The organism is Serratia sp. SCBI, assembly GCF_000747565.1.
Lineage (GTDB): Bacteria > Pseudomonadota > Gammaproteobacteria > Enterobacterales > Enterobacteriaceae > Serratia > Serratia ureilytica.
The window spans coordinates 65,256-91,588 of the sequence record NZ_CP003424.1; the positions used below are offsets into that span (position 1 = coordinate 65,256).

22 protein-coding genes are annotated in these 26,333 nt (G+C 62.0%); 16 read left to right on the forward strand and 6 right to left on the reverse strand.

Translation table 11 applies throughout. The annotated features are described in order from the left end of the window. Position 1 precedes the first annotated feature (1 nt). Positions 2-2,071: a glycine--tRNA ligase subunit beta gene (glyS, locus tag SERRSCBI_RS00315; protein ID WP_042783397.1), complete on the forward strand. Its 2,070-nt coding sequence runs from the start codon at positions 2-4 to the stop codon at positions 2,069-2,071. Between the two features lie 40 nt (positions 2,072-2,111). Here glyS and SERRSCBI_RS00320 read toward each other — a convergent pair whose 3' ends face one another. After that, positions 2,112-2,801, reverse strand: a complete 690-nt coding sequence (locus SERRSCBI_RS00320) for a Fic family protein (protein ID WP_232230731.1) — start codon at positions 2,799-2,801, stop codon at positions 2,112-2,114. A 125-nt stretch (positions 2,802-2,926) separates the two neighbouring features. On the opposite strand from SERRSCBI_RS00320, the gene SERRSCBI_RS00325 reads away from it, so the two are divergent. From SERRSCBI_RS00325 to SERRSCBI_RS00340, 4 genes are all read left to right on the forward strand, one after another. Continuing rightward, positions 2,927-3,646: a DUF3053 domain-containing protein gene (locus tag SERRSCBI_RS00325; protein ID WP_025304780.1), complete on the forward strand. Its 720-nt coding sequence runs from the start codon at positions 2,927-2,929 to the stop codon at positions 3,644-3,646. Positions 3,647-4,188: 542 nt separating this feature from the next. After that, positions 4,189-6,108: a PTS mannitol transporter subunit IICBA gene (locus tag SERRSCBI_RS00330; protein ID WP_042783401.1), complete on the forward strand. Its 1,920-nt coding sequence runs from the start codon at positions 4,189-4,191 to the stop codon at positions 6,106-6,108. A gap of 58 nt (positions 6,109-6,166) precedes the next feature. Then, on the forward strand, positions 6,167-7,312 hold the full coding sequence (locus tag SERRSCBI_RS00335) for a mannitol-1-phosphate 5-dehydrogenase (protein WP_042783402.1): 1,146 nt from the start codon (positions 6,167-6,169) through the stop codon (positions 7,310-7,312). Between the two features lie 94 nt (positions 7,313-7,406). Then, positions 7,407-7,958: an MltR family transcriptional regulator gene (locus tag SERRSCBI_RS00340; RefSeq protein ID WP_016929575.1), complete on the forward strand. Its 552-nt coding sequence runs from the start codon at positions 7,407-7,409 to the stop codon at positions 7,956-7,958. Here the strand turns inward: SERRSCBI_RS00340 and SERRSCBI_RS00345 are convergent. Next, positions 7,955-8,563 (reverse strand): LysE family translocator, encoded by a 609-nt coding sequence (locus SERRSCBI_RS00345; RefSeq protein WP_033652305.1) that lies wholly within the window; start codon positions 8,561-8,563, stop codon positions 7,955-7,957. The genes SERRSCBI_RS00340 and SERRSCBI_RS00345 overlap by 4 nt on opposite strands. Positions 8,564-8,711: 148 nt before the next feature. Between SERRSCBI_RS00345 and SERRSCBI_RS00350 the strand changes: the two genes are divergently transcribed. Together SERRSCBI_RS00350 and SERRSCBI_RS00355 are read left to right on the forward strand one after the other, a co-directional pair. Then, positions 8,712-10,178, forward strand: coding sequence for a PLP-dependent aminotransferase family protein (locus tag SERRSCBI_RS00350; protein ID WP_042783403.1), 1,467 nt, complete (start codon positions 8,712-8,714; stop codon positions 10,176-10,178). Between the two features lie 73 nt (positions 10,179-10,251). Then, positions 10,252-10,614, forward strand: a complete 363-nt coding sequence (locus tag SERRSCBI_RS00355; protein ID WP_021504152.1) for a YibL family ribosome-associated protein — start codon at positions 10,252-10,254, stop codon at positions 10,612-10,614. Between the two features lie 11 nt (positions 10,615-10,625). On the opposite strand, the gene SERRSCBI_RS00360 is transcribed toward SERRSCBI_RS00355, so the two are convergent. Together SERRSCBI_RS00360 and yiiM are read right to left on the reverse strand one after the other, a co-directional pair. Then, positions 10,626-11,405, reverse strand: a complete 780-nt coding sequence (locus SERRSCBI_RS00360) for a class I SAM-dependent methyltransferase (protein ID WP_033652303.1) — start codon at positions 11,403-11,405, stop codon at positions 10,626-10,628. 102 nt (positions 11,406-11,507) lie between these two features. Continuing rightward, positions 11,508-12,179, reverse strand: coding sequence for a 6-hydroxyaminopurine reductase (gene yiiM, locus SERRSCBI_RS00365; protein WP_042783404.1), 672 nt, complete (start codon positions 12,177-12,179; stop codon positions 11,508-11,510). A gap of 131 nt (positions 12,180-12,310) precedes the next feature. Between yiiM and SERRSCBI_RS00370 the strand changes: the two genes are divergently transcribed. Beyond that, complete coding sequence (locus tag SERRSCBI_RS00370) at positions 12,311-12,925, forward strand: histidine phosphatase family protein (protein WP_031299772.1); 615 nt, start codon at positions 12,311-12,313, stop codon at positions 12,923-12,925. A gap of 32 nt (positions 12,926-12,957) precedes the next feature. On the opposite strand, the gene SERRSCBI_RS00375 is transcribed toward SERRSCBI_RS00370, so the two are convergent. Then, the gene (locus SERRSCBI_RS00375) at positions 12,958-14,886 is read right to left on the reverse strand and encodes a methyl-accepting chemotaxis protein (RefSeq protein WP_033652301.1); all 1,929 of its coding nucleotides are present in this window, start codon (positions 14,884-14,886) and stop codon (positions 12,958-12,960) included. A 125-nt stretch (positions 14,887-15,011) separates the two neighbouring features. Beyond that, on the reverse strand, positions 15,012-15,632 hold the full coding sequence (gene sodA / locus SERRSCBI_RS00380) for a superoxide dismutase [Mn] (protein WP_004934003.1): 621 nt from the start codon (positions 15,630-15,632) through the stop codon (positions 15,012-15,014). A 427-nt stretch (positions 15,633-16,059) separates the two neighbouring features. Between sodA and fdnG the strand changes: the two genes are divergently transcribed. The 8 genes from fdnG (at position 16,060) to selB (ending at position 26,296) form a co-directional block, all read left to right on the forward strand. Next, a complete protein-coding gene (gene fdnG / locus SERRSCBI_RS00390) occupies positions 16,060-19,107 on the forward strand; it encodes a formate dehydrogenase-N subunit alpha (protein ID WP_103101707.1) in 3,048 nt (1,015 codons plus the stop codon). A 12-nt stretch (positions 19,108-19,119) separates the two neighbouring features. Next, positions 19,120-20,022, forward strand: coding sequence for a formate dehydrogenase subunit beta (fdxH, locus tag SERRSCBI_RS00395; RefSeq protein ID WP_004934014.1), 903 nt, complete (start codon positions 19,120-19,122; stop codon positions 20,020-20,022). Next, positions 20,019-20,654 (forward strand): formate dehydrogenase cytochrome b556 subunit, encoded by a 636-nt coding sequence (gene fdoI / locus SERRSCBI_RS00400; protein WP_004934017.1) that lies wholly within the window; start codon positions 20,019-20,021, stop codon positions 20,652-20,654. The genes fdxH and fdoI overlap by 4 nt, the downstream gene beginning before the upstream one ends. Then, the gene (fdhE, locus tag SERRSCBI_RS00405) at positions 20,654-21,583 is read left to right on the forward strand and encodes a formate dehydrogenase accessory protein FdhE (protein WP_033645113.1); all 930 of its coding nucleotides are present in this window, start codon (positions 20,654-20,656) and stop codon (positions 21,581-21,583) included. Before fdoI ends, fdhE begins: the two co-directional genes overlap by 1 nt. Positions 21,584-21,697: 114 nt before the next feature. After that, on the forward strand, positions 21,698-22,348 hold the full coding sequence (locus SERRSCBI_RS00410; RefSeq protein ID WP_042783406.1) for a DcrB-related protein: 651 nt from the start codon (positions 21,698-21,700) through the stop codon (positions 22,346-22,348). Between the two features lie 40 nt (positions 22,349-22,388). Further along, a complete protein-coding gene (locus tag SERRSCBI_RS00415) occupies positions 22,389-22,994 on the forward strand; it encodes a glutathione S-transferase (RefSeq protein WP_042783407.1) in 606 nt (201 codons plus the stop codon). Positions 22,995-23,063: 69 nt separating this feature from the next. Then, positions 23,064-24,458: an L-seryl-tRNA(Sec) selenium transferase gene (selA, locus tag SERRSCBI_RS00420; protein WP_042783408.1), complete on the forward strand. Its 1,395-nt coding sequence runs from the start codon at positions 23,064-23,066 to the stop codon at positions 24,456-24,458. Continuing rightward, positions 24,455-26,296 carry a selenocysteine-specific translation elongation factor gene (gene selB / locus SERRSCBI_RS00425; RefSeq protein ID WP_042783409.1) on the forward strand — a complete coding sequence of 614 codons (1,842 nt, stop codon included), beginning with the start codon at positions 24,455-24,457 and terminating at the stop codon, positions 26,294-26,296. Before selA ends, selB begins: the two co-directional genes overlap by 4 nt. Positions 26,297-26,333 lie beyond the last annotated feature (37 nt).

Consider the following 26,333-nt stretch of genomic DNA (forward strand, 5'->3'; position numbering starts at 1 on the left):
CATGACTCAACAGACTTTCCTGGTGGAAATCGGCACGGAAGAGCTGCCGCCGAAGGCTCTTCGTTCCCTGGCGGAATCTTTCGCCGCCAACTTCACCGCCGAGCTGGACAACGCCGGCCTGGAACACGGTGACGTGAGCTGGTTCGCCGCACCGCGCCGCCTGGCGCTGAAAGTGGCCAACCTGAGCGCGGCGCAGGCCGATCGCGAAATTGAAAAACGCGGCCCGGCGATCGCTCAGGCGTTCGACGCCGAAGGCAAACCGAGCAAAGCGGCCGAAGGCTGGGCGCGCGGCTGCGGCATCACCGTCGATCAGGCGGAGCGCCTGGTGACCGACAAGGGCGAGTGGTTGATGTACCGCGCCCATGTCAAAGGCCAGTCGGCGCAACAACTGCTGGCCGGCATGGTCAGCACCGCGCTCGGCAAGCTGCCGATCCCGAAACTGATGCGCTGGGGCGATTCCGACGTGCAGTTCGTGCGTCCGGTGCACACCGTCACGATGCTGCTGGGCGCCGATCTGATCCCGGGCACCGTGCTGGGCATCGAATCCGCGCGCACCGTGCGCGGCCACCGCTTCATGGGCGAAGCCGAGTTCACCCTCGACAATGCCGACCAATACCCGCAGATCCTGCTGGAGCGCGGCAAAGTGGTCGCTGACTACGAAGCGCGCAAAGCCCTTATCAAACGCGACGCCGAACTGGCGGCGCAGAAGATCGGCGGCAAGGCCGATCTGAGCGACAGCCTGCTGGAAGAAGTGGCCTCGCTGGTGGAATGGCCGGTGGTGCTGACCGCCAAATTCGAAGAGAAATTCCTGGCGGTGCCGGCGGAAGCGCTGGTGTACACCATGAAGGGCGACCAGAAGTATTTCCCGGTGTACGACGCCGCGGGCAAACTGCTGCCTAACTTTATCTTCGTGGCCAACATCGAGTCGAAAGACCCGCAGCAGATCATCTCCGGCAACGAGAAGGTGGTGCGTCCGCGTTTGGCCGACGCCGAGTTCTTCTTCAACACCGACCGCAAAAAACGTCTGGAAGACAACCTGCCGCGCCTGGAAACCGTGCTGTTCCAACAGCAGCTGGGCACCCTGCGCGACAAAACCGATCGCATCCAGGCGCTGGCGGGCTGGGTTGCCGGCCAGATTGGCGCCGACGTCAACCACGCCACCCGTGCTGGCCTGTTGTCGAAGTGTGACCTGATGACCAACATGGTGTTCGAATTCACCGACACCCAGGGCGTGATGGGCATGCACTATGCGCGCCACGACGGTGAGGCGGAAGACGTCGCCGTTGCGCTGAACGAGCAGTATCAGCCGCGCTACGCCGGTGATGCGCTGCCGCAGTCGCTGGTGGCCTGCTCGCTGGCGATCGCCGACAAGATGGACACCCTGGCCGGCATCTTCGGCATCGGGCAGCATCCGAAGGGCGATAAAGACCCGTTCGCGCTGCGCCGCGCCGCGCTGGGCGTGTTGCGCATCATCGTCGAGAAAAACCTGCCATTGGATCTGCAGACTCTGACCGAAGAGGCCGTGCGCCTGTACGGCAGCAAGTTGACCAATGCCAAGGTGGTCGACGACGTGGTGGAATTCATGCTGGGTCGTTTCCGTGCCTGGTATCAGGAAGAAGGCCACGCGGTCGATACCATTCAGGCGGTGCTGGCGCGCCGTCCGACCAAACCGGCCGACTTCGACGCGCGCGTCAAGGCGGTATCCCATTTCCGTACGCTGGACGAGGCGGCGGCATTGGCTGCGGCCAACAAACGCGTCTCCAACATTCTGGCCAAGTCTAGCGAAACGCTGAACGACAGCGTGCGCGCCTCGGTGCTGAAGGATGCGGCGGAGATCCAGCTGGCGACTCACCTGGTGGTGCTGCGCGACAAGCTGCAGCCGTACTTCGCGGCGGGCAACTATCAGGAAGCGCTGGTGGAACTGGCCGCGCTGCGTGAGCCGGTGGATGCGTTCTTCGACAACGTGATGGTGATGGCGGACGATGCGGAAGTGCGCGTTAACCGTCTGACGCTGCTGAGCAAACTGCGTGAGCTGTTCCTGCAGGTGGCGGATATCTCCGTGCTGCAGTAAGCGATTCTCTGCTGTGAAAAGGCGCCTGCGGGCGCCTTTTTTATGGTTGGCGTAACAGTCTGATACCGGCAGCGGTCAAGCGATAGCGTTGTAAACGGCTCTTGGGTTTATCCGGTAGCGTCATTTCAATCCAACCCGCATTCAAGGCCGGCTGTAGATAGCGCTCGCGGAAAGATTTTCGATCTTGCAACTGTAGAACATTCTGGAGCGCTTCTCGCGACATCTCCCCTTGCAGCGCCGCTAGCAAGTCAGCGACTTGGGGGGTGACTTGGGGGGTGACTTGGGGGGTAATGCTCAGCTCAAGCGCTTTTAGAATCATTTCCAGCATGAATTCAACGAAGGGTGAGCAATCGGTCTTTTGGTTGCTGGCATTCAGCGCCTGGTAATATCCGGGTTGGTTATCATGTACCAGACTCTCAACCGGCACGTTGGCGAACAACGGATCCCAGCGTGACAAAATCAGCGTTTGCCACAACCGTCCCATACGGCCGTTTCCATCGGCAAAGGGATGGATAAATTCGAATTCATAGTGAAATACACAGCTGCCGATCAGCGGTGGCAGGTCGGTTTGTTGCAGCCAGATGAGCAATTGACGGATTAGCAACGGTACGCGTTCCGCCGGTGGAGCCATATGGATCACAACATTGCCGTTCATCACGCCGACGCCGCTTTGACGATAGCGGCCAGCATCAGGCAGTACGCCGTTTTCAACCGCCTCCGGCCGAGCCAATGTTCACCGCAAGCGGAATCGCGTATCGGAACGCCGCCAGTTGATCTATTCTTATAGGCGCACGGAGTGCGGAAAAAGGGGCGGAGTCCAATGAAAAAGCAGGTTTATAACAGGAGTTATGTCACATGGCGGTAGGGATCCAGAGCAGAGGTTTCGCGCGTTGGTTGGCACCGGTATTGGCATTGTTGGTGGTCATGCAATTGACCGCCTGCGGCGATAAAGAGCCGGAACAGCGCAAAGCATTTATCGATTACTTACAGAATACCGTGATGCGCAGCGGGGCAAACATCCCCACGCTGAGCGAAGACCAGAAACAGAAGTTTGGCAACTATGCCGGTGATTACGCGATATTGGTCGGCTTTTCGCAGCAGTTGTCCAAGTCGGTCGGCGCCAGCCTGACCCCGGCGCTGGATCAGATTAACCAGATCCGCACCGCGCAGGACTACCTGAACAAACGCGACGCGCTGCAGCAATCGGTCGGGGCGTTGAACCTGTTGGGCCAGCAGATCCAGTCGGCCAAATCGCAGGCGGATACTGCCCACGCGGCGCTGAAGCAGCCTGACGATCTGAAGGCGGTGTACAACCAGGCCTATGACAAGATCGTCACCGCCCCGGCCAACGCCTTGATGCCGGCGATCCCGACTACCGCCAGCTTTGTGCAGGATCTGGTGCAGGTCGGCGACTTCCTGCAGAGCCAGGGCAATCAGGTCAGCTTCAACAACAACGGCGTGCAGTTCCGCACTGCGCAGCAGGTGGCGCAATACAACACCATGATGTCGAATCTGGTGGCTAAGCAGCAGAACCTGATGAATGCGCAGAAAACCATTCAAAGCGTGACGCAATAATAACGCGTCCAGGCGCGAAACAGGCCGGCATTGCCGGCCTGTTTTATTTCCCCTCAGCGTTTCCAATCGCTTGCTGGCTTATTGCGCAGGCTTCTGTACTACACTTCAATTAATCCATTCATTAGGCAATGTAGTTTTCTTTCATTCATCACTTCGCTAGTTCCCGGCGGGATGAGTGCTCACAGGGAAGAGCAAACAGAGCGTTGCGATCGGCGCAGCAGCTAAAAATAAATTGTGACTAATGTCACAATTCAAAAACAAACAGCCAAGTCAAAAATGTGACCAATATCACTTTATTGTGGGTTTTGAGGCGGTTTTTTTCTCACTGTGCTTTTTTTACACGTCATAAGTGTGATCTAAATCACTATAAATGAGGGTTTGTTGGGGTGTTGTTTGTGATTTGTATCACAAAAAATCCGTGAAGTTCGCGTGACAAAAACAGCGTGATAGAGTCCGTTTCGCATACAGCGGCAACACGGCTGGATCGTCACAACAATAATCACGCGCTCTATTGTCAGCGCGTAACAATAGGGGTGTGTTTTATGTTTTCACCAGACATCAAGGTTAAAGTGCAAAACTTTGGCCGCTTCCTCAGCAACATGGTGATGCCCAACATCGGCGCCTTTATCGCCTGGGGGATTATCACCGCGCTATTCATTCCAACCGGCTGGCTGCCGAATGAAACCTTAGCCAAGCTGGTCGGCCCGATGATCACCTACCTGCTGCCGCTGCTGATCGGCTACACCGGCGGGCGGCTGGTGGGCGGCGATCGCGGCGGCGTGGTCGGCGCCATCACCACCATGGGCGTCATCGTCGGCGCCGACATGCCGATGTTCCTCGGCGCGATGATCGCCGGCCCGCTGGGCGGTTGGGCCATCAAGCATTTCGATCGCTGGGTGGACGGCAAGATCAAAAGCGGCTTTGAAATGCTGGTGAACAACTTCTCCGCCGGCATCATCGGCATGTTGCTGGCGATCCTGGCCTTCCTGGGCATCGGGCCGCTGGTGGAGGTGCTCTCCAAACTGTTGGCCGCGGGCGTGCACGTGATGGTGACGAACAACCTGCTGCCACTGGCCTCCATCTTCGTTGAACCGGCGAAAATCCTGTTTCTGAACAACGCCATCAACCACGGCATCTTCTCGCCGCTGGGTATTCAGCAGGCCACGGAAGCCGGCAAATCGGTGTTCTTCCTGATAGAAGCCAACCCAGGTCCGGGCATGGGCGTGCTGATGGCCTACATGTTCTTTGGCCGCGGCAGCGCCAAGCAATCCGCCGGCGGTGCGGCGATCATTCACTTCCTGGGCGGCATCCACGAAATCTACTTCCCCTACGTGCTGATGAACCCACGCTTGCTGCTGGCGGTGATCCTGGGCGGCATGACCGGCGTCTTTACCCTGACGATGCTGAACGGCGGCCTGGTTTCTCCGGCTTCCCCGGGTTCGATTTTGGCGGTGCTGGCGATGACGCCGAAAGGCGCTTACTTCGCCAACATTGCGGCGGTATGCGCAGCCTTCGCCGTCTCCTTCGTGGTATCCGCTTTCCTGCTGAAAACCTCCAAGGTGAAAGAGGATGACGATCTGGAAGCCGCGACCCGTCGCATGCAAGAGATGAAATCGCAGTCCAAAGGCGGCGCGGCGGCGCCGGCATCGGTCGACGGCGATCTGAGCACCGTGCGCAAAATCATCGTCGCCTGCGATGCGGGCATGGGGTCCAGCGCCATGGGCGCCGGGGTGCTGCGTAAGAAAGTGGCCGACGCCGGGCTGAAGAACATCTCGGTGACCAACAGCGCCATCAACAGCCTGCCGGACGACGTGGATCTGGTGATCACCCACCGCGATCTGACCGAGCGCGCGATGCGCCACGCGCCGCAGGCCCAGCACATCTCGCTGACCAACTTCCTCGACAGCAAGCTGTACAGCGATCTGGTCGAGCGTTTGGTGGCGGTCAACAAAACCACCGACAACCAGCAGAAGGTGCTGGGCGCGCTGGACGACAGCTTTGAAGCCGGGGAACCGAACCTGTTCAAGCTGAGCGAGAGCAACGTGTTCCTCAACCTGCAGGCCAGCGACAAAGAGCAGGCGATCCGCTTCGCCGGCGAGCAGCTGGTGAAGGGCGGCTACGTCGAGGCGGAATACGTGCCGGCGATGCTGGAGCGCGAAAAGCTCACCTCCACCTACCTGGGCGAATCGATCGCCGTGCCGCACGGCACCATCGAGGCCAAGGACCGGGTGCTGCGCACCGGCGTGGTGTTCTGTCAGTACCCACAGGGCGTGCGCTTCGGCGATGAAGAGGATGAAGTGGCCCGTCTGGTGATCGGCATCGCCGCGCGCAACAACGAGCATATTCAGGTGATCACCAGCCTGACCAACGCGCTGGATGACGAGAGCGTGATCGAGCGGCTGGCGAATACCACCAGCGTTCAGGAAGTGCTGGACCTGCTCGGCGGCAAAAAAGCCGGATAACGGAATCATTTTAAAGGGTGCAGCTTGCTGCACCCTTCGACATTAAGAAGGTAGAGTTATGAAAGCATTACATTTTGGCGCAGGGAATATCGGCCGTGGTTTTATCGGCAAGCTGCTGGCGGACGCGGGGGTTGAGGTGACCTTCGCCGACGTCAATCAAACGGTGCTGGATCTGCTGAACAGCCGAAAAAGCTACTCGGTGCACGTGGTGGGCGAGCAAGAGCGCGTGGAGCGCGTCAACAACGTCAGCGCCGTCAACAGCGGCAGCGAGGCGGCGGTGGCGCTGATCGCCAAGGCGGATCTGGTGACCACCGCCGTTGGCCCGCAAATTCTCGCCAAAATCGCCGGCACGATCGCCAAAGGGCTGGTGCTGCGCCATCAGCAGGGCAATGTGCAGCCGCTGAACATCATTGCCTGCGAGAACATGGTGCGCGGCACCAGCCAGCTGAAGCAGCACGTGTTCGCCGCGCTGCCGCAGGACGAGCAGGCATGGGTTGAACAGCACGTCGGCTTTGTCGATTCGGCGGTCGACCGCATCGTGCCGCCGGCGGACAGCAGCGATCCGCTGGAAGTGACGGTGGAAACCTTCAGCGAATGGATCGTCGATCAGACGCAGTTTAAAGGCCAGCCACCGGCGATCGCCGGCATGGAACTGACCGACAACCTGATGGCGTTCGTCGAGCGCAAGCTGTTCACCCTCAACACCGGCCACGCCATCACCGCCTACCTCGGCCAACGGGCCGGGCTGCAAACCATTCGCGACGCCATTCTCGACCCGGCGATCCGCCGCGTGGTGAAAGGGGCGATGGAAGAGAGCGGCGCGGTGCTGATCAAGCGTTACGGCTTCGACGCCGACAAGCATGCCGCCTACATCAACAAAATCCTCGGCCGCTTTGAAAATCCGTATCTGCACGACGACGTCGAGCGCGTAGGGCGCCAGCCGCTGCGCAAACTGAGCGCCGGCGATCGCCTGATCAAACCGCTGCTGGGCACGCTGGAATACGGCCTGCCGCATGCCAACCTGATCCAGGGCATCGCCGCCGCCATGAGCTACCGCAGCGAACAGGATCCGCAGGCGCAGGAACTGGCGGAACTGCTGAACACGCTCGGGCCGAAAGCCGCGCTGGCGCAAATTTCCGGCCTGCCGGCGGAAAGCGAGGTTGTAGAAGAGGCCGTTGCTGTGTATAACGCCATGCACAAGTAGAATCGTGATGATGAACACCCGAGCGCAGCTTGCTGCGCTCCTGGAACCCGAGTTCGGCATCGACGGCCCTCCCCACGCCTTTCGAAAAGCGACGATGGAAGAAGCACAGGCATTTGAAAACCAGGTTCTGGAAAAGCTGAACGCGGGCAAAACGGTGCGCAGCTTCCTGATCGCGGCGGTAGAGCTGCTGGCGGAAGCGCTCAACGTGCTGGTGGTGCAGGTATTCCGCAAGGACGACTATGCGGTGAAATATGCCGTCGAACCGCTATTGTCCGGCAGCGGCCCGCTGGGGGAGCTGTCGGTACGCCTGAAGCTGATGTACGGGCTGGGGGTGATCTCCCGCCACGAATATGAAGACGCCGAACTGCTGATGGCGATGCGCGAAGAGCTGAACCACGACGGTTCGGAATACCGCTTCGTCGACGACGAAATCCTCGGGCCGTTCGGCGAGCTGCACTGCGTGGCCGCGCTGCCGCCGGTGCCGACCTTCCTGCAGCCGGGCGAGGCGGATGAAGCGCTGATCGCCATGCAGCGCCAGCGCTATCAGCAGATGGTGCGCTCCACCATGGTGCTGTCCATTACCGACCTGATCGCCGGCATCGGCGCCAAACAACCTTCCCGACTCTCTCCTCTCGGCCGCGGCTAAGCGAAGGCCGCGCGCCATTCGTCGAACAGCAACCACAGCGCGGTGGCGGCCATCAGCCCGGACATCACGCCGTTGAAGGCGCGCAGTTTCCAGGTGACCCGCAGCGCGTTGCGCAACCGGTCGCCCAACACCGCCCACAGCAGCACGCACGGCAAGTTCAGCAGCGCGAAACCGGCGATGATAGACAGCGTATGGACGAAAGTGGCGCCTTCGCGCGGGGTGAACAGGATCGCCACGTTGATCACCATCAGCCAGGCCTTGGGGTTGACCGCCTGAAACAGCGCGCCGCTGAGCAGGCTCATCGGCTGCGCCTGTTCTTTGGCGTCCGGCGAGGCCGCCTGAAACAGCTTCCATGACAGCCACAGCAGATAGGCGCAGCCGATCACCGCCAGCGGCAGGCGGATGACGCCGGCCCAGCTCAGCGCCAGCGCCAGCAGCGGGATAATGATCGCCAGCTGTACCGCACAACCGACGCAGATGCCGAACAGCATCGGCAGGGTGCGGCGCAGGCCGAAGTTAACGCCCGACGAGGCCAGCAGCAGGTTGTTGGGGCCGGGAGTGATCGACATGACGGTGACGTAGCTGACAAAGGCGGAGTCCAGCATGGCAGGTTCCTTGAACGTGAAAATGACGGTAATAACGAGAGGATCAGCATAATCGCTGCGATGGGATGGTGACAGAATCACAAATCGGATATTGTCATGGTTACAGTTGTATGAAATGTAAACTGTACCCATTGCCTGGAGAGAAACTGTGACCTTGCTCGATGAAACCCCGGATACCCGTTACCTGCAGCTGGCGGATACGCTGGCCGAAGCCATTCGCCGCGGCACGCTACAGCCCGGCGACCGCTTGCCTTCGGTGCGGCGCTGTGCGCAAACCCATCGCGTCAGCATCAATACCGTCGTGTCTGCTTACCGCACGCTGGAGGATCGCGGGCTGATCGAAGCGCGGCCGCAGTCGGGGTTTTATGTCCGCAGCACGCTGCCGGCGCTGAAGATGGCCTCGGCGCCCAGCGGCCGCATCGAGCCGCCGGCGGACGACGTGCTGGCGTTGATCGATACGGTGTTCGCCGCCCAGCAGAACCCAGCCTTCACCAACATTGCGCTGGCCTGCCCGCAGACCAGCGATTTCTATCCCGGCGGCAAACTGGGGCGCATGCTGTCTTCCCAACTGCGCCGCCAGCCGGATCTGATCGGACAATATCCGTTGCCGCCCGGCAGCCTGCGGCTGCGTCAGCAGATCGCCCGCCGCTCAATGACGCTCGGCATGCTGTTGGAGCCGGGCGACGTGGTGTTGACCCACGGCTGCATGGAGGCGCTGCAGCTGGCGCTGCGCGTCACCACCAAACCGGGCGACTGCGTCGGGCTGGAGTCGCCGACCTACTTTTATCTGCTGCCGCTGCTGGCCAGCCTGGGGCTGAAAGCGTTGGAAATCCCTACCGATCCCCAGCTGGGGCTGTCGCTGGACGCGCTGGAGCTGCTGCTGAACGAGAAGCGGCTGAATGCGGTGATCGCCATGCCGACGGTGCAAAACCCGCTGGGTTGCACCATGCCGCTGGCGGCGAAAAAGCGGCTGGCGCGGTTGATGAACGATCATCAGGTGCCGTTGATTGAAGATGGGCTGTATGCCGAGATCCAGTTTGGCGGCGCGCTGTCGCCGGCGGTGAAGGCGTTCGATCGCGACGGCTGGGTGCTGTTTTGCTCCAGCTTCACCAAAACGCTGGCGCCGGATTTTCGCGTCGGCTGGATCTGCGGCGGCCGTTTTCACGAGGCGTTGCGCAAGCTGAAGGCGGTGTCGTCGATGTCCGAGTCGCAGCTGCTGTCGGAAACGCTGGCGACCTTCCTGGAGAGCGGCGGCTACGATCACCATTTGCGCAACCTGCGCAAGCGCTATGCGGCGCAGGTCGACGAGGCGAGGGCGCTGATCGCCCGGCATTTCCCGCGCGGCACGCTGGCCACGCAGCCGGCGGGCGGCTTCGTGTTCTGGGTCGAATTCCCTCCCGGCGTGGACAGCGTGGCGCTGTTCCATCAGCTGCTGGAGGAGCAGATCTGTTTGACGCCGGGCACCCTCTATTCCCCGAGCGGGCGCTACCGCAACGCGCTGCGGCTCTCCTGCTGCTACCCGTTCAACGCGCGCTACACCCAGGCGCTGGCTCGGCTCGGCGCCAGGGCCTGCGAGATGAGCGGCCTGCCGCCCGGCATTGCGCAGGACGGGTAACGGCGCGCGCCTTTTGCTACAATGCCGGTATCATTGATTAGCGTGCCATTTTGGGCACAACGGGCCAGAGACCATGAAAGAGAAAGAAAAGGCAGAGATCAAGCGCCTGAGCGACCTGCTGGACGCCTTGAACCACAAAGACGCCACCGTGATCCAACAGGGCAACCCTGAGTTGATCGCGCAGCACACCAAAGAGAAAGAGAAACTGGCGACGGAGATCGAGCGCCTGAAAAACGTGCGCGGCGAGAAGCTGAGCGCCGAAGCGCAGAAGCTGAGCCAGCTGCCGTTCAGCCGCGAGATCACCAAGAAAGAGCAGGCCGATATGGGCGCGCTGAAGAAAAGCGCGCGCGGGCTGATCGTCGTGCACCCGATGACCGCGCTGGGCCGCGAGATGGGCCTGAAAGCGGTCACCGGCTACGCCAAGAAAGCGTTCTGAATCCCCGGGCGTCAGACCTTGGTGGTGAAATACGCCTTGGTCTGATAGGGCACGGTGACCGTGTCCTTGCCCCGCAGTTCCTCTTCTTCCGCCACCAGTTGGCGCAACCGATCGATAACCTGCTCCTGTTGCGGCTGCGGCAGCGCGGCGATAAAGCTGGTTGAACGCACGCGGTTGTAGATCACGTCCTCCACCGCGCCGCGGTGGCCGAGCATAAACACCTGCTCCTGCAGCGGTTCAAAGCCTTTGAACGGGAAGAGTTTGCGCCATTCGCCGGTATAGAAACGCGGCGCATCGCCTTCGTGGCTATCGACGATCTGATTCAGTTTACGCACCCAACCGACGCGCGCATCGCGCATGTTCCACACCAGGCCGAGTTTGCCGCCGGGCTTGAGAATGCGCTGGATTTCCGCCAGCGCCTGCGGCGTGGCGAACCAGTGGAAGGACTGGGCGCACACCACGGCATCCACCGACTCGTCCGGTAGCGGGATCGCGTCGGCGGTGCCCGCCAGCGTTTTCACCTGCGGCAGCGCCGCCGACAGTTTTTCCAGCATTTGCGGCACCGGTTCGACGGCGATCACCTGCGCGCCGGTTTCCAGCAGGCGCGGGGTGAACTTGCCGGTACCGGCGCCGAGATCGATGACCGTCATGCCGGCGTGCAGGCCGATGACGTCACGCAGCCAGGCGGCGATTTCCGGCGGGTAATCCGGCCGGCCTTTCACATAGCGATCGGCATTGGCCTGATAGCCCTCGGCGGCGGCGTGATGAATCGAATGGGTCGGGGTGGTCATATACCTGGCTCCTGGCTGAAAAAACGTGCGGCTACAGTATAGGCGGAAGAAAAGGGTTAACGCGGCATTCGGCGCACGTTTTTCATTTTTCCGCCCGCGCTTTCAATGGCCGAGCAGGCGGCGGTTGAAATCCTCAAGGCGCCCTTCGGCGAGCCGCGTGAGCATGGTCTTGCTCCAGCTGGCGGAGAGGCCGGCCACCGCCAACAGGCGGCGATACTGTTCCGCATCGAACGGCATGTGCCAGGCGATGGCGATGGCTTCGGCCACCGACACATCGCTGTTGCGCGCCGCCAGCGCCAGAGGACGATCGCCGCTGACCGCGCCCGGCGACACCACCCGATACAGCCAGCCGCAGCGGCCGCTTTGCTGCATCAGCACCGAAATGTCCTCGATGGCGAAGTGATAATTGAGCTTGAAGCACGGCGAGCGCGGCTGGGTGACCTGGATCAGCGCCTCGCCCCAGCGGAAGATGTCGCCCATAAACACATTTTGTTCGGTCAGCCCTTCGGTGGAGATATTCTCGCCGAAGGCCGGGGCGCAAAATTGCTCGGCCTGCGCCGGAAACTGCTCGCGCCAGTGGGCATAATGCTCGCGCGGGTAGTGGCACAGCGCGCGGTCCGGCCCGCCGTGGTAGCTTTTTTCGGCCTGTTCGTCGCCTTCCAGGCCGAGCGGCGTGAGCCGGATGGCGCCATCCACCTGGCGTTTGGCGATGGCGCTGGGGCGCCCGCCTTCATAGGGTTGGATGCTGCCGATGTAAACGTCTGGGTGATGCATGTGCGCCTCCGTGTCTCGCGTCGAGGGCTCAGCATAGCCTGAGTTGTTCTCGTACACTACCCGGCATTTACCTGTACGGAAGGATGTGTTTTTCCTGTCTATATTTAGGCTTTTATCGTCGAGAAAAAACCATGCGTTTCATTGTATTGAGGCATGCGGAGTCAGAATGGAACCGCTCGGGGATTATTCAGGGGCGAAGTGACAGTCCGCTGACAGAAGAGGGGCGACGTCAAATCGCTGGGCTTGGCGCTCGCTTGCAAATGTTATCGGTCACTTTGTTGATCAGTTCACCGGCTGGTCGGGCTTTTACGACAGCGGAGACGTTGGCTGAGAGATGTGGCTGCACTGTGCAAATGGATGAGCGTTTGCAGGAGCAAGATTTTGGCCGACTGGAAGGATTATCTTATGCGCAGGCCATGCGCGATTATCCAGAAGCGACGCAGTGCCTCTTTGCCGGTAAGGCAGAGGCGTCGGCTCCGGGAGGGGAGAATGCTTATGAGGTTGCCTGGCGCCTGATGGCTTGTCTGTCCGATCTGGCTGTCGATGGACAAAATCAAACGCTTGGTGTTGTTACGCACGGCCATGCTCTGCAGGCACTGATTTGGTGGCTTAAAGGGGCCGACCCGCAGGAGGACCTCCGCAGATACGGTCATCGCAATTGCGGCTACGCAATGCTTGATGCGACCGCCTCTGGTTTTAACTTGTTGAATTGGGGAGTCGCGACCCACCTGTTGCCACAAAGATAGGGCGAGGAACGGATATTCCTCGCCTGAGGGCGTCAGAAGGTGGTCCAGTTCTCTTCCGCTGCGGCGTTGGCGGCCGCGGGTTTTACGGCCGGCGCTTTCGGCGCAGCGGCTTTCACGGCGGCGGGTTCGGTCTGCTCCGCCAAACGGAACACCGAAACGCTCTGCAACAGCATGTCGGCCTGCTCTTCCAGCGAATCGGCGGCGGCGGCGGACTCTTCCACCAGCGCGGCGTTCTGCTGAGTGGTATGGTCCATTTCGACGATCGCCTGGCCAATCTGGGCGATGCCGCGCGTCTGTTCATCGGAGGCGGCGGCGATCTCGGCCATGATGTCGCGCACGTGGGTAACCGAGCGGACGATCTGCTCCATGGTATTGCCGGTGCTTTCCACCAGTTCGGTGCCGGTTTTCACCCGGCTGACCGATTCGGCGATCAGCCCTTCGATCTCCTTCGCCGCCTGGGCGCTGCGGCTCGCCAGGCTGCGCACTTCGCTGGCGACCACCGAGAAGCCGCGTCCCTGTTCGCCGGCGCGTGCCGCTTCCACCGCGGCGTTGAGCGCCAGGATGTTGGTCTGGAAGGCAATGCCGTTGATCAGGGTGGTAATTTCGGCGATACGCTGCGAACTGCTGGAGATATCGCGCATGGTGCTGACCACGTTTTCCACCAGCTTGCCGCCCTGTTGCGCGGTCTGCGAGGCGTCGGTGGCCAGCTGATTGGCGTGATGAGCATTGTCGGCGTTCTGTTTCACCGTGGCGGTCAGCTGTTCCATGCTGGCGGCGGTTTCCTCGACCGCCGCCGCCTGCTGTTCGGTGCGGGAGGAGAGATCGGTGTTGCCGGCGGCGATTTCCGCCGAGGCGGTGGAGACCTGGCTGACCCCCATCTGGATCTTCTCAATCATGGTGCGCAGATTTTGGCTCATCGCCGCCACCGCGTTCAGCAACTGCCCCAACTCATCGCGGCGGGTGCTGGTCTGCGCCTGGCGCAGATCGCCGCTGGCGATGCGTTCCGCCATCGCCAGCGTACTTTGCAGCGGACGGGTGATCTGCAGCGTGATGCGCCAGGCGATAAGCACTCCGGCGATAATCGCGATCAGGGTGGTGATGCCCATCTGCAGCTGCGCCAGGTTGATGTTGCTGCGCGTCTGAGCCAGCTCGTCCTGCATAAAGGCGTTCACCAGCGTGCCGATCTCATGCGCGCGTTCACCGAGCTGCCGACTGATCTGCTGCTCGTGCTCATAGGCCGGCAGGTAGGCCGCGATACGGTTTTTGTAATCGTCCAGGGCGGCCAGCAGCGGTTGCAGCTGCGGGCGCTGCGCGTCGCTGACCCGGCGGCTCAAGGCGTTGGCCGCGTCGCGCGCGTCGTCAATGGCCGCCATCAGCGGCGCTTCGGTTTCCTTGTTCAGGCTCAGCAGCAGACCGCGTGCGCCGTAGCGCACCTGGGTCAGCTTCTGGTTCAGCTGGATGAAGGCCAGCTGCAGATCGCCGTTGGTGAGCTGGCGCTCCACCTGGCTCAGGCTGGCCTGCACTTCCGACATGTTCCAGCTCTGGCGCACCGCGTCTTTCGCCGAGACCGCCTGCTCAAAGATTTTTTGCTGTTGCTGATATTCCCCAATCAGCGTCACCAGACGCTGCAGATCCTTGCGGCTTTGGGCGTCCCAGTCCAACGCCTGGCCCTGGTCTATCAGTTTGACGGCGTTATCGATATTGGCGCGGTTGTTCTGCAGATACTCCGGCTGGTAGGTCTGGCCGTACATGGCGCGGTTGTATTTGGCCTGGTTGATCTCCTCGTTCAGCCGGTTGCTGAAGTCGATGCGATCGGCGCGGGATTCGATGATGTGCAGGTATTGCGCCCCGGTGCCGGCGATGACGACCGCCAACAGCAGCAACAGCGCGAAGCCGAGGCCGAGCTTTTTACCTACGGTGAGATGGGTGAACTTTCCTGCCAATGCTTGCAATGCCGCCATAGCGTTTTTCCTTCTCCGGGCGAACGTCAATTGAACAAACCATCGGCAAGAAGTGGTCAAACTTTAGCGAATTTCAGGCAAAAAAATACCCGCCTGCGGCGGGCATCTTCATCAATGGGGGCGAATTACTTCTTCGCGGCGAAGCGTGCGGCCGCTTCGTCCCAGTTGACCACGTTCCAGAACGCCTTGATGTAGTCAGGGCGTTTGTTCTGATATTTCAGGTAGTAAGCGTGTTCCCACACGTCCAGACCGATGATTGGGAAACCGGAAGCGCCGGCGACGGCTTCGCCCATCAGCGGGCTGTCCTGGTTAGCGGTAGACACCACGGCCAGTTTGCCGTCTTTCAGCACCAGCCAGGCCCAACCGGAACCGAAGCGGGTGGCTGCGGCTTTCTCGAACTCTTCCTGGAATTTCTCAACGCTGCCGAAATCGCGCTCGATGGCCGCTTTCAGATCGCCGCCCAGCGTGGTGCCGGTTTTCAGGTTTTTCCAGAAGAAGCTGTGGTTGGCGTGGCCGCCGGCGTTGTTGCGCATGAAAGTGCGTTTGTCGGCAGGCACTTTATCCAGATCCTGGATCAGCTCTTCAACGCTGTATTTGGCCAGCTCAGGGTAGGCTTCCAGCACGGTGTTGGCGTTGTTGACGTAGGTCTGATGGTGTTTGGTGTGATGGATTTCCATCGTCTGCTTGTCGAAATGCGGTTCCAGTGCGTCGTAAGCGTACGGCAGGGATGGCAGTGAATAACTCATAATCATCATCTCCAGTGGTGTATGGGCGGCGCAAAGGGCGAGCACCGCGTAAGCAGTCGGATCATTATAGTTAATTAAATGATATTGAAAATGATTATCAATGCCCTGCTGACTGTGTGGTTAATGAACAAATCGCTGCGTTAACATACTGATAGAAAAGAGGCCTTGAGCGCCTCTTCATGCCTTGGCGCCGATGCGTTGGTTACTCTCTATACTGTAGAGAGCGCCGAGCCTGCTGCGACGCCGAAATGTATCGAAATGTGCCAATGCGTTCACTGAATGAGCACGAGTGTGTAACAACCACAAGCACGCTGTGGTAATATCGCCGCGTCGCGTATCAGCATAACAACAGTGACATTAGCGCTCCGCCGTTTTGGCGAGGAGCGCCATTTGAACAATGTGACAATCGAGAGTAAAGGAGACCCCCATGCAGGTCAGCAGAAGGCAGTTCTTTAAGATCTGCGCTGGCGGTATGGCAGGAACGACGGTAGCCGCGCTGGGCTTTGCCCCCGAAGTGGCGTTGGCGGAAACCCGGCAGTACAAACTGCTGCGCGCCCGCGAGACCCGTAATACCTGTACGTATTGTTCCGTCGGCTGTGGGCTGTTGATGTACAGCCTTGGTGATGGCGCCAAAAACGCCAAAGAAAGCATTTTCCATATCGAAGGGGATCCGGATCACCCGGTAAACCGTGGCGCGCTTTGCCCGAAAGGCGCCGGCCTGGTTGACTTTATCCACAGCGAAAGCCGCCTCAAGTACCCGGAATACCGGGCGCCGGGGTCGGACAAATGGCAGCGCATCAGCTGGGACGACGCCTTTACCCGCATCGCCAAGCTGGTGAAAGAAGACCGTGACGCCAACTTCATCAAAACCAACGACCAGGGCGTTACCGTCAACCGTTGGCTGACCACCGGCATGCTGTGCGCCTCGGCCGCCAGCAACGAAACCGGTTTTCTGTCGCAAAAATTTAGTCGCGCTCTCGGCATGCTTGCCGTAGACAACCAGGCGCGTGTCTGACACGGACCAACGGTAGCAAGTCTTGCTCCAACATTTGGTCGCGGTGCGATGACCAACCACTGGGTTGATATCAAGAACGCGAATTTGATTATCGTCATGGGCGGTAATGCGGCGGAAGCGCATCCGGTGGGGTTCCGCTGGGCGATGGAAGCCAAAATACACAACAATGCCAAGCTGATCGTGATCGATCCGCGCTTTACCCGAACCGCATCGGTGGCGGACTTCTACACGCCGATCCGCTCCGGGACCGACATTGCTTTCCTGTCGGGCGTGTTGCTGTATCTGATGACCAACAACAAGTTTAACCGCGAGTACGTCGAGGCCTACACCAACGCCAGCCTGCTGGTGCGGGAAGACTTTGCCTTCGAAGACGGCTTGTTCAGCGGCTACGACGCGGAAAACCGCAAGTACGACAAAACCACCTGGAACTACCAGTTCGACGAGAACGGCTTCGCCAAGCGCGACGTCACGTTGCAGGATCCACGCTGCGTGTGGAACCTGCTGAAGCAGCACGTGAGCCGCTACACGCCTGACGTGGTGACCAACATCTGCGGCACGCCGAAGGACGATTTCCTCAAGGTGTGCGAATACATCGCCGAAACCTGCGTCGCGGATAAGACCGCTTCGTTCCTGTACGCCCTGGGCTGGACTCAGCACTCGGTCGGCGCGCAGAACATCCGCACCATGGCGATGATCCAGCTGCTGCTCGGCAACATGGGCATGGCGGGCGGCGGCGTCAACGCGCTGCGCGGCCACTCCAACATCCAGGGGCTGACCGATCTCGGCCTGCTGTCGCAGAGCCTGCCGGGCTACCTGACGCTGCCGTCGGAGAAACAGACCGATCTCGAGACCTACCTGAAGGCCAACACGCCGAAGGCGCTGCTGCCGGGCCAGGTGAACTACTGGGGCAACTACCCGAAATTCTTCGTCAGCATGATGAAGACCTTCTACGGCGACAAGGCGCAGAAGGACAACAGCTGGGGCTTTGACTGGCTGCCGAAGTGGGACAAAGGCTACGACGTGCTGCAGTACTTCGAGATGATGTCGCAGGGCAAGGTCAACGGCTACTTCTGCCAAGGCTTTAACCCGGTGGCGTCGTTCCCGAACAAAAACAAGGTGGTGGCTTCGCTGTCCAAGCTGAAGTTCCTGGTGACCATCGATCCGTTGAACACCGAGACCTCCAACTTCTGGCAGAACCACGGCGAGTTCAACGAGGTGGATTCCTCGCAGATCCAGACCGAAGTGTTCCGCCTGCCGTCCACCTGCTTCGCCGAAGAGAACGGCTCGATCGTCAACTCCGGCCGCTGGCTGCAGTGGCACTGGAAAGGCGCGGACGCCCCGGGTGAAGCGCTGAACGACGGCGAGATCCTGGCGGGCATCTTCAGCCGCCTGCGCGAGATGTATGCGCGCGACGGCGGCGCGGTGCCGGAACAGGTGCTGAACATGCGCTGGGACTACCTGACGCCGGACAACCCGGCCCCGGAAGAGGTGGCGCAGGAGAACAACGGCAAGGCGCTGGCGGATCTGCTGGATGCCGACGGCAAAGTGGTGGTGAAAAAAGGCGAGCTGCTCAGCTCGTTCGCGCAACTGCGCGACGACGGCACCACCGCCAGCGGTTGCTGGATCTTCGCCGGCAGCTGGACGCCGGCCGGCAACCAGATGGCGCGGCGCGACAACGCCGATCCGTCCGGCCTCGGCAACACGCTGGGCTGGGCCTGGGCATGGCCGCTCAACCGCCGCATTCTGTACAACCGCGCCTCGGCGGATCCGCAGGGTAAACCGTGGGATCCGAAACGCCAGCTGCTGGAGTGGGACGGCGCCAAGTGGGTCGGGGCCGATATCCCGGACTACAGCACCGCCGCGCCGGGCAGCGACGTCGGGCCGTTCATCATGCAGCCGGAAGGCATGGGCCGCCTGTTCGCCACCGACAAGATGGCGGAAGGGCCGTTCCCTGAACACTACGAGCCGTTCGAAACGCCGCTCGGCACCAACCCGCTGCACCCGAACGTGGTGTCCAACCCGGCGGCGCGCGTGTTCAAGGACGATCTGGCGGCGATGGGCAAATCCGACAAGTTCCCGTACGTCGGCACCACCTATCGTCTGACCGAGCACTTCCACTACTGGACCAAGCACGCGCGGCTGAACGCCATCGCGCAGCCGGAGCAGTTTGTGGAGATCGGCGAAAAGCTGGCGGAGAAGAAGGGCATCAAGCAGGGCGATACCGTGAAGGTCAGTTCCAACCGTGGCTACATCAAGGCCAAGGCGGTGGTGACCAAGCGTATTCGCACGCTGCAGGTGCACGGCCAGGAAGTCGACACCATCGGCATCCCGATTCACTGGGGTTACGAAGGGGTGGCGAAGAAAGGCTTTATCGCCAACACGCTGACGCCGTTCGTCGGCGACGCCAATACGCAAACGCCGGAGTTCAAGGCGTTCCTGGTCAACGTGGAAAAGGTGTAACGGAGACGAATTATGGCCATGCAATCTCAAGACATCATTCGTAAATCCGCCACCAATGGCTTCACGCCGGCGCCGCGCGCCCGTGACCACCAGGAAGAAGTGGCCAAACTGATCGATGTCACCACCTGTATCGGCTGCAAGGCCTGTCAGGTGGCCTGTTCCGAATGGAACGACATCCGCGACGAAGTGGGGCACAACGTCGGGGTGTACGATAACCCCGCCGATCTGACCGCCAAGTCGTGGACGGTGATGCGCTTCTCCGAGGTGGAGGAAAACGGCAAGCTGGAATGGCTGATCCGCAAGGATGGCTGTATGCACTGCGCCGATCCGGGCTGCCTGAAGGCCTGCCCGTCGGAAGGCGCGATCATTCAGTACGCCAACGGCATCGTCGACTTCCAGTCCGAGCACTGCATCGGCTGCGGCTACTGCATCGCCGGCTGCCCGTTCGACGTGCCGCGCATGAACAAGGACGACAACCGGGTGTACAAGTGCACCCTGTGCGTCGACCGCGTGGACGTCGGCCAGGAACCGGCCTGCGTGAAAACCTGCCCGACCGGCGCCATTCACTTCGGCACCAAGGAAGCGATGAAGCAGGTGGCGGCGGATCGCGTCAGCGAGCTGAACACCCGCGGCTACCAGAACGCCGGTCTGTACGATCCGGCAGGGGTGGGCGGCACGCACGTGATGTACGTGTTGCACCACGCCGACAAACCGCAGCTGTACCACGGTTTGCCGGACAACCCGAGCATCAGCCCGGCGGTGACCTTCTGGAAGGGCGTGTGGAAACCCCTGGCGGCCATCGGCTTTGCCGCCACCTTCGCGGCCAGCGTGTTCCACTATGTCGGCGTCGGGCCTAACCGCGTCGAGGATGAGGACGAGCACGACGAGTCGCATGACGAGGAGACGCGCAAATGAGAAAGGAAAAGCCCATTCAGCGTTACAGCGCGCCGGAGCGCATCAACCACTGGATAGTGGCGTTCTGCTTCGTGTTCGCCGCCATCAGCGGGCTGGGGTTCTTCTTCCCCTCCTTCAACTGGCTGATGAACATCTTCGGGACGCCGCAGCTGGCGCGCATTCTGCACCCGTTTGTCGGGGTCATCATGTTCGCCGCGTTCCTGCTGATGTTCCTGCGCTACTGGAAGCATAACCTGATCAACCGGGAAGATATCGTCTGGGCCAAGAACATCCACAAAATCGCCATGAACGAGGAAGTGGGTGACACCGGGCGCTATAATTTCGGCCAGAAGTGCGTGTTCTGGGCGGCGATTATCAGCCTGGTGCTGCTGCTGGCCAGCGGCGTGGTGATCTGGCGGCCGTATTTTGCGCCGTCGTTCTCCATCCCGCTGATCCGCATCGCGCTGCTGGTGCATTCGCTGGCCGCGGTCGGCCTTATCATCGTGATTATGGTGCACATTTACGCCGCATTGTGGGTAAAAGGCACCATTACCGCGATGGTGGAAGGCTGGGTGCCGGCGGCCTGGGCCAAGAAACATCATCCGCGCTGGTACCGTGAGGTCCGCGAGAAACGACAGGAAGATAAACCCTGATGAGTATCCGCATCGTTCCTAAAGAGCAGTTAGGGGCACAGCGTGAGAAGTCCACAACGGCGGAGAACATCCCGCCGTTACTTTTCGCCAACCTGAAAAGCCTGTACAGCCGCCGCGCCGATCGTCTGCGTCAGCTGGCGGTCGACAACCCGCTGGGTGACTACCTGAACTTTGCCGCCGAGCTGGCGCAGGCGCAGCAGCATGCGTTGCACGATAACCCGCTGCAGCTCGATCTGAGTGAAGCGTTGGTGCAGGGTGCCGCCAGCGGCAAACCGCCGCTCGATCTGAGCGTGTTCCCGCGCAGCGAGCACTGGCGCAAGCTGTTGACATCGCTGATCGCCGAGCTGCGTCCGCAGGCGCCGGAACACATTCTGGTGGTGCTGGACAACCTGGAGAAGGCCTCGGCGCACGAGCTGGAGCTGATGGCCGACGCCTTGCTCAACCGCGAGTTCGGCAAGGTGGGCAGCGAGAAGGCGCCGTTCCTCTGGGCCGCACTGTCGCTCTATTGGGCGCAGATGGCCAGCCTGATCCCCGGCAAGGCGCGCGCCGAATACGGCGAGCAGCGCCAGTTCTGCCCGGTGTGCGGCAGCATCCCGGTTTCCAGCATGGTGCATATCGGCACCGTTAACGGCCTGCGCTACCTGCACTGCAACCTGTGCGAAAGCGAATGGCACGTGGTGCGGGTGAAGTGCAGCAACTGCGAGCAGACCCGCGATCTCAACTACTGGTCGCTGGACAGCGAGCAGGCGGCGGTGAAGGCGGAAAGCTGCGGCGACTGCGGCACTTACCTGAAGATCCTCTATCAGGAAAAAGACCCGCAGGTCGAAGCGGTGGCCGACGATCTGGCTTCGCTGGTGCTGGACGCCCGCATGGAAGAGGAAGGCTTCGGCCGCAGCAGCATCAATCCGTTCCTGTTCCCGGCGGAGTAACCGCCCGGCCCCGTTCGCGCGGGGCCGGACAAGCAATTTCAGAACGGGCTTCTGGCATTCGCCCGGGCGAGTTGCTACGTTTAGGCCATGACGCGCCAAGCGAAAGGAACCACGATGTTAAACACCCTGGCAAAACTGACCGCGGTCGCCGTGTTGGCGATCGGACTGGCGGCCTGCGACAACAAGGACGACACCAAACCGGCGGTGCCGCCACCGGACACCAAGCCGACCGTGACGCAGCCCGCGCCGCCGCCGCCGCCTGCGCCGGTAGAGGCCCCACCCGCGCCGCCGGGGCTGAGCGTGTCGCTGCAGAAGGGCAAGATCACCTTCGAGTTGCCGCCGGGCTTTAGCGATCAAACGCTGAACAGCGGCATCGTCAATGACAGCACCTCCACCATCCAGCGCTTTCTTGACGGCAAGTCGCGCCAGAGCGCGGTTTCGTCCGAAGTGATCCCGCCGGACGGCATGAAGATCAATACCAGCGACAAAATGCTGAAAGAGCTGACGCAGAGCGCCATCACGGTGCTGGCCGAGCGCTATCAGAATATCCAGACCACCAAAGAAGAGAACTTCACCGTCGGCAAACAGAAGTTTCGCCGGGTGGATACCGAGCAGACCGTCAACGGCCAAAAGGTGGTGTCCACCCTGGTGTTGACGGTGTTCAACAAACGGGTGGTAACGCTGCAAATGCTGTCGCCGGCCAAAACGCCGGAAGTGCATCAGGCGCTGGTGCAGCGGATTATCGATACTCTGGCGGTGAAGTAAGGGCATTGCGCCGCGGCCAGGACGAAGCGGAGGAGACCGGATGAAGCTTATCGGCAGTTACACCAGCCCCTTTGTGCGCAAGATTTCCGTGATGCTGCTGGAGAAGGGGATCGCGTTTGAATTCGTCAACGATCCGCCGTATGAGCCCGGCAGCCGGGTGAAGGAGCAGAACCCGCTCGGCAAAGTGCCGGTGCTGATCGCCGATGACGGCGAGGTGTTTTACGACTCGCCGATCGTGGCCGAATACCTCGAACTGCTGACGGTGGAGCCGGCGTTTTTGCCTGCCGATCGCGCCGTGGCGCTGCGCGTCCGCCAGGTGGCGGCGCTGGCGGACGGCGTGACCGAAGCGGCGGCGACGCTGTACCGCGAAAGCCGGCGTGCGCCGGAAAAGCAGGACGAAAACTGGATGCTGCGCCAGCGTGACAAGCTGACGCACGGTCTGGATGCGCTGGATGCGCTGGCGCAGGAAAAAACGTGGCTCAATGCCGAGCGGCTGACGCTGGCGGATATCGCCACCGGCTGCGCGCTGGGCTACCTGAATTTCCGCCGCATCCTGCCCAACTGGTGCGTCCAACGTCCGGCGCTGGTCAAGCTGGCCGAACGCCTGTTCGCCCGCGAAAGTTTCGCCCGCACGGCGCCGCCCTGAACGTTCTTTTCTCCCCGCCGCGGCGGGGTTTTGCTATGCCGATACGTCTAAACTGAAAACCGAGCGACCATGAGCACTGAATCCCACCTTCTTTACAGCCAACTGCCCGCCATCGACCGCCTGCTGCGAGAACCCGCGATTGAACCGCTGGTGGCGCAGCATGGCCAGACGCTGATCGGCGAACTGCTGCGCCAGCTGCAGGCCGAGGCGCGCGACGCGATAAAACAGCAGCAACGTTTACCGGCCTGGTGCGGTGACTGGCCGCAGGCGCTGCGGGCCGAGCTGGCCCGGCAGCAACGCCCGGCGTTATTGCCGGTGTTCAACCTCAGCGGCACCGTGCTGCACACCAACCTCGGGCGCGCCCTGCTGGCGCAGCCGGTGCAGGATGCGGTAAGCGCGGTGATGGGGGAGGCGGTGACGCTGGAGTACGATCTGGACGGCGCCGGGCGCGGCCATCGCGATCGGGCGGTGGCGAGTCTGCTGTGCCGGCTGACCGGCGCGGAAGACGCTTGCATCGTCAATAACAACGCGGCGGCGGTGCTGCTGATGCTGGCGGCGATCGCCCCCGGCAAAGAGGTGGTGGTGTCGCGCGGCGAGCTGGTGGAGATCGGCGGCGCGTTCCGCATTCCCGACGTGATGCGCCAGGCCGGCTGTCAATTGGTTGAGGTCGGCACCACCAACCGCACCCATCTGAAGGATTACCGCCAGGCCATCAACGAGCAGACCGGCCTGTTGATGAAAGTGCACACCAGCAACTACAGCATTCAGGGCTTTACCGCTGCGGTCGATGAGGCCGAACTGGCGCAGCTCGGGGCCGAACAGGGCGTGCCGACCGCCACCGATCTGGGCAGCGGCTCGCTGATCGATATGGCGCAGTACGGCCTGCCCGCCGAACCGATGCCGCAGCGGTTGCTGGCCGCCGGCGTCGATCTGGTGACGTTCTCCGGCGATAAGCTGCTGGGCGGCCCGCAAGCCGGCATCATCGTCGGCAAAAAGGCGCTGATCGCGCGCCTGCAACAGCACCCGCTCAAGCGCGCGCTGCGCGTCGGCAAGCTGACGCTGGCGGCCCTGGAGGCCACGCTGCGGCTTTATTTGCAGCCGGAAAAACTGGCTGAGCAACTGCCGACGCTGCGGCTGCTGACCCGCCCGCAGCAGGAGATGCAACAGGCGGCCGAGCGGCTGCTGACGGCGCTGACGCCACGGTTCACCGCCGATTTCGAGCTGCGCGCCGAACCGTGTTGGTCGCAGATTGGCAGCGGTTCGCTGCCGGTGGATCGCCTGCCCAGCTATGCGCTGACCTTCACGCCGCGCGACGGCCGCGGCGCCACGCTGGAAGCGCTGGCTGAACGCTGGCGCCGCCTGCCGCAGCCGGTGATCGGCCGCCTCGGCGACGGCCGGCTGTGGCTGGATCTGCGCTGTCTGGAACAGGAAGGGGCGCTGATCGACGCGTTGAGCGCATCATGATCATCGCCACCGCCGGCCATGTCGATCATGGCAAAACCACTCTGCTGCAGGCGATCTCCGGGATCAACGCGGATCGCCTGCCGGAAGAAAAGCGCCGCGGCATGACCATCGATCTGGGCTACGCCTATTGGCCGCAGCCGGACGGCCGGGTGCTGGGCTTTATCGACGTGCCCGGCCACGAAAAATTCCTCGCCAATATGCTGGCGGGCGTCGGCGGCATTGACCATGCGCTGCTGGTGGTGGCCTGCGACGATGGTGTGATGGCGCAGACCCGCGAGCATCTGGCGATCCTGCGCCTGAGCGGGCGCCCGGCGCTGACGGTGGCGCTGACCAAGGCCGACCGGGTGGAGGTGGCGCGTGTCGATGAGGTGCTCAGTCAGGTGCGCGACGAGCTGGCGCGCCAGGGCTGGCCCGATGCGCCGCTGTTTGTCACCGCAGCGGCGGCGGGCGAGGGCATTGAGGCGCTGCGCGCGCATTTGCTGGCGCTGTCGCCCGGCGAGCATGCGCTGACGCGCCGTTTTCGTCTGGCGGTAGACCGTGCGTTCAGCGTCAAAGGGGCGGGGCTGGTGGTGACCGGCACCGCGCTCGGCGGCCGGGTGAAGGTGGGGGATACGCTGTGGCTGACCGGCGCCGACGCGCCGGTGCGGGTGCGCGGCCTGCATGCCCAGAATCAGACCGTGGAACAGGCGCAGGCCGGGCAACGCATCGCGCTTAACATCAGCGGCGATGTCGATAAAGACCGGATCGCGCGCGGCGATTGGCTGCTGGCGCAGCGCCCGCCGGAGGCGGCGGAACGCATTCTGGTGGCGCTTGAGACGGATCGGCCGATCCGCCATTGGCAGCCGCTGCATCTGCACCATGCCGCCAGCCACATCACCGGACGCATTTCGCTGCTGAACGACGGGCTGGCGGAACTGATCCTCGATCGTCCGCTGTGGCTGGCGGAGAACGATCGGCTGGTGCTGCGCGATATCGGCGCGCGGCAAACGCTGGGCGCGGCCCGGGTACTCAGGCTGAATGCGCCCAAGCGCGGCAAGCGCCAGCCGGACTATTTGGCATGGCTGCAGGCCCTGGCGCAGGCGCAGGACGATGCGCAGGCGCTGGCGCTTGAGCTGCCGCACGGCGCGCTGTCGCTGGCGGCGTTTGCCTGGGCGCGTCAGTTGACCGACGACGGCCTGGCGGCACTGCTGGCGAACCGCGATCTGCTGATCGTCGGTGACCGGGCGCTGGCGCAGGATCAGGTGCAACAGGCGGAAAGCCGCCTGCTGCAGGTGCTGGCGGAGTATCACCAACAGCACGCCGATCAGCTGGGCTTAGGGCGCGCCCGCCTGCGGCGCATGGCCCTGCCTCAGCAGCCGGAAACGCTGGTGTTTATGATGATCGATCGGCTGCTGAAGGCCGGCGCGCTGCACAATACGCGCGGCTGGCTGCACCTGCCGGAACACGGCCTGGCGTTCAGCGCCGACGAGGCGCCGCTGTGGGCGCGCATCGAGCCGCTGTTCGGCGACGAGCCGTGGTGGGTGCGCGATCTGGCGAGCGAGCTGGGCGAAGAGGAAAGCCGGGTGCGCGCGCTGCTGTGCAAGGCGGCTCAGCTGGGCCATGTGACGGCGGTGGTGGTGGATCGCTACTACCTCAGCCGACGCATCGATCAGTTCGCGGCGCTGATCCGCGAGCTGGATGCGGAGCGCGGGGGCGCCAACGCCGCCGATTTCCGCGATCGGCTCGGCGTCGGGCGCAAGCTGGCGATCCAGGTGCTGGAGTTCTTCGATCGCAGCGGCTTTACCCGCCGCAAGGGCAACGAGCATCTGCTGCGCGACGGCGGGCTGTTCGGCAACTGATTGCGTTTTTTTTGTTCTCTGATGGCGGTGTAATCAG

Excerpts from the sequence above, each read along its gene's own strand:
- selB (WP_042783409.1), top strand. The coding sequence starts at position 24,455 with ATGATCATCGCCACCGCCGGCCATGTCGATCATGGCAAAACCACTCTG.
- SERRSCBI_RS00370 (WP_031299772.1), top strand. The coding sequence starts at position 12,311 with ATGCGTTTCATTGTATTGAGGCATGCGGAGTCAGAATGGAACCGCTCG.
- selA (WP_042783408.1), top strand. The coding sequence starts at position 23,064 with ATGAGCACTGAATCCCACCTTCTTTACAGCCAACTGCCCGCCATCGAC.
- SERRSCBI_RS00355 (WP_021504152.1), top strand. The coding sequence starts at position 10,252 with ATGAAAGAGAAAGAAAAGGCAGAGATCAAGCGCCTGAGCGACCTGCTG.
- fdxH (WP_004934014.1), top strand. The coding sequence starts at position 19,120 with ATGGCCATGCAATCTCAAGACATCATTCGTAAATCCGCCACCAATGGC.
- SERRSCBI_RS00360 (WP_033652303.1), bottom strand. The coding sequence starts at position 11,405 with ATGACCACCCCGACCCATTCGATTCATCACGCCGCCGCCGAGGGCTAT.
- SERRSCBI_RS00415 (WP_042783407.1), top strand. The coding sequence starts at position 22,389 with ATGAAGCTTATCGGCAGTTACACCAGCCCCTTTGTGCGCAAGATTTCC.
- sodA (WP_004934003.1), bottom strand. The coding sequence starts at position 15,632 with ATGAGTTATTCACTGCCATCCCTGCCGTACGCTTACGACGCACTGGAA.
- SERRSCBI_RS00340 (WP_016929575.1), top strand. The coding sequence starts at position 7,407 with ATGGAAGAAGCACAGGCATTTGAAAACCAGGTTCTGGAAAAGCTGAAC.
- glyS (WP_042783397.1), top strand. The coding sequence starts at position 2 with ATGACTCAACAGACTTTCCTGGTGGAAATCGGCACGGAAGAGCTGCCG.
- SERRSCBI_RS00330 (WP_042783401.1), top strand. The coding sequence starts at position 4,189 with ATGTTTTCACCAGACATCAAGGTTAAAGTGCAAAACTTTGGCCGCTTC.
- yiiM (WP_042783404.1), bottom strand. The coding sequence starts at position 12,179 with ATGCATCACCCAGACGTTTACATCGGCAGCATCCAACCCTATGAAGGC.
- SERRSCBI_RS00345 (WP_033652305.1), bottom strand. The coding sequence starts at position 8,563 with ATGCTGGACTCCGCCTTTGTCAGCTACGTCACCGTCATGTCGATCACT.
- fdhE (WP_033645113.1), top strand. The coding sequence starts at position 20,654 with ATGAGTATCCGCATCGTTCCTAAAGAGCAGTTAGGGGCACAGCGTGAG.
- SERRSCBI_RS00325 (WP_025304780.1), top strand. The coding sequence starts at position 2,927 with ATGGCGGTAGGGATCCAGAGCAGAGGTTTCGCGCGTTGGTTGGCACCG.
- SERRSCBI_RS00410 (WP_042783406.1), top strand. The coding sequence starts at position 21,698 with ATGTTAAACACCCTGGCAAAACTGACCGCGGTCGCCGTGTTGGCGATC.
- SERRSCBI_RS00375 (WP_033652301.1), bottom strand. The coding sequence starts at position 14,886 with ATGGCGGCATTGCAAGCATTGGCAGGAAAGTTCACCCATCTCACCGTA.
- fdoI (WP_004934017.1), top strand. The coding sequence starts at position 20,019 with ATGAGAAAGGAAAAGCCCATTCAGCGTTACAGCGCGCCGGAGCGCATC.
- SERRSCBI_RS00335 (WP_042783402.1), top strand. The coding sequence starts at position 6,167 with ATGAAAGCATTACATTTTGGCGCAGGGAATATCGGCCGTGGTTTTATC.